General features: G+C 69.1%; 1 protein-coding gene. It reads left to right on the top strand.

Annotated elements, in window-relative coordinates:
- Positions 1 to 26 precede the first annotated feature (26 nt).
- Positions 27 to 2,656 (top strand): DNA-directed RNA polymerase subunit beta' (gene rpoC, locus B2P18_RS00005; RefSeq protein ID WP_286955194.1); only part of this gene is annotated, 2,630 nt, incomplete at its 3' end.

Here is a 2,656-nt window from a genome sequence, read left to right as displayed (position 1 = left end):
GGATGGTAATGACGGTGCGGCCGGGGGTGCCGCCGCCCCGGCCCCCGCGGGTGCCGCTGGCCGGTGCCCCCTTCGCGCCCTCCGCCCTGAACGCCCTTTACCGCCGCGTCATCAACCGCAACAACCGCCTGAAGCGCCTCCTCGACCTCGGTGCGCCCGAGATCATCGTCAACAACGAGAAGCGCATGCTCCAGGAGGCCGTGGACGCGCTGTTCGACAACGGTCGCCGTGGTCGCCCGGTCACGGGTCCTGGCAACCGTCCGCTGAAGTCGCTGTCCGACATGCTCAAGGGCAAGCAGGGCCGCTTCCGTCAGAACCTCCTCGGCAAGCGCGTCGACTACTCCGGCCGTTCGGTCATCGTCGTCGGCCCGCAGCTCAAGCTGCACCAGTGCGGTCTGCCCAAGCAGATGGCGCTCGAGCTGTTCAAGCCGTTCGTGATGAAGCGTCTGGTCGACCTCGACCACGCGCAGAACATCAAGTCGGCCAAGCGCATGGTCGAGCGCGCCCGCCCGGTCGTGTGGGACGTCCTCGAAGAGGTCATCACCGAGCACCCCGTGCTGCTCAACCGTGCGCCCACGCTGCACCGCCTCGGCATCCAGGCCTTCGAGCCGCAGCTCGTCGAGGGCAAGGCCATCCAGCTGCACCCGCTCGTCTGCGGCGCGTTCAACGCCGACTTCGACGGTGACCAGATGGCCGTGCACGTGCCGCTGTCGGCCGAGGCCCAGGCCGAGGCCCGCATCCTGATGCTGTCCTCCAACAACATCCTGAAGCCGGCCGACGGCCGTCCCGTGACCATGCCCACCCAGGACATGATCATCGGGCTGTTCCACCTCACCTCCGAGGTCGAGAACGGCAAGGGTGCCGGCCGTGCCTTCCGCACGGCGGACGAGGCCCGCATGGCCTTCGACGCCGGCGAGATCGAGCTGGGCTCGCCCATCAAGGTCCGGCTGCAGGACACCGTCCCGCCGATGGGCCAGGAGCTGCCGGAGGGCGTGGAGCTCGGCGCCGAGGGTCGTGGGGACTTCGTCCTCGACACGACGCTGGGTCGCGCGATCTTCAACCTGACGCTGCCCGTGGACTACCCCTTCGTCAACGAGCCGGTCGACAAGAAGCGCCTGTCCGCGATCGTCAACGACCTCGCGGAGCGTTACCCCAAGGTGCTCGTCGCCAACTCGCTGGACGCGCTCAAGGAGACCGGCTTCCACTGGGCCACGCGCTCGGGCACGACGGTCGCCATCTCCGACGTGGTCACCCCCTCCAACAAGGAGGCGATCCTCGAGGGCTACGAGGCCAAGGCCGCCAAGGTCCAGGTCCAGTTCGAGCGCGGTCTGACGACCGACGACGAGCGCCGCCAGGAGCTCATCGAGATCTGGCAGCAGGCGACCAACGAGGTCTCCAAGGAGATGGAGGCCAACTTCCCGCGGGACAACCCGATCTTCCGCATGGTCAACTCGGGTGCTCGTGGTAACTGGTTCCAGCTCCGTCAGATCGCCGGCATGCGTGGCCTGATGGCCAACCCCAAGGGCGAGATCATCCCGCGACCGATCAAGTCGAACTTCCGCGAGGGTCTGTCCGTGCTGGAGTTCTTCATCTCCACCCACGGTGCCCGCAAGGGTCTGGCCGACACCGCTCTGCGTACCGCCGACTCGGGCTACCTCACCCGTCGTCTGGTCGACGTGTCGCAGGACGTCATCATCCGTGAGGACGACTGCGGCACCGACCGCGGCCTGATGATGCCGATCGCCGTCCGCGGCGCCGACGGCTCGCTGCGCGAGCACGAGGACGTCGAGTCCAGCGTCTACGCCCGCACCCTGGCCGAGGACGTCGTCCACGAGGGCGAGACGCTGGCCGAGGCCGGCATCGACCTCGGCGACGTGGTCATCGACGCGCTCGTCGCGGCCGGCGTGGAGGAGGTCCGGGTCCGCTCGGTCCTCACCTGCGAGTCCCGCGTCGGCACCTGCGCCAAGTGCTACGGCCGCTCGCTGGCCACGGGCAAGCTCGTCGACATCGGCGAGGCCGTCGGCATCATCGCGGCCCAGTCGATCGGTGAGCCCGGCACGCAGCTGACCATGCGTACCTTCCACACCGGTGGTGTGGCCGGTGACGACATCACCCAGGGTCTGCCCCGTGTGGTCGAGCTCTTCGAGGCTCGCACCCCGCGCGGTGTCGCCCCGATCGCCGAGGCCACCGGCCGCGTGCAGATCGAGGACACCGACAAGGCCCGTCGCGTGGTGCTCGTGCCCGACGACGGCACCGACGAGCACGCCTACCCGGTCAGCAAGCGCTCGCGCCTGCTCGTCGGCGACGGCGACCACGTGGCCGTCGGCACCCAGCTCGTCCAGGGCGCCATCGACCCCAAGCAGGTGCTGCGCATCCTCGGGCCCCGCGCGGTGCAGATGCACCTCGTGGACCAGGTCCAGGCGGTCTACCGCCAGCAGGGTGTGTCGATCCACGACAAGCACATCGAGGTCATCGTGCGGCAGATGCTGCGCCGCGTGACGATCATCGAGGCCGGCGACGCCGACCTGCTGCCGGGCGAGCTCGCCGAGCGTGGCCGGTTCGAGTCCGAGAACCGTCGCGTCGTGTCCGAGGGCGGCAAGCCCGCCTCCGGTCGTCCCGAGCTCATGGGCATCACCAAGGCCTCGCTGGCCACGGA

It is taken from the genome of Arsenicicoccus sp. UBA2120, assembly GCF_002330965.1.
GTDB classification, from domain to species: domain Bacteria; phylum Actinomycetota; class Actinomycetes; order Actinomycetales; family Dermatophilaceae; genus Arsenicicoccus; species Arsenicicoccus bolidensis.
The sequence above is the reverse complement of the archived record's forward strand: the minus strand, read 5'-3'. Positions and strand labels throughout refer to the sequence as shown.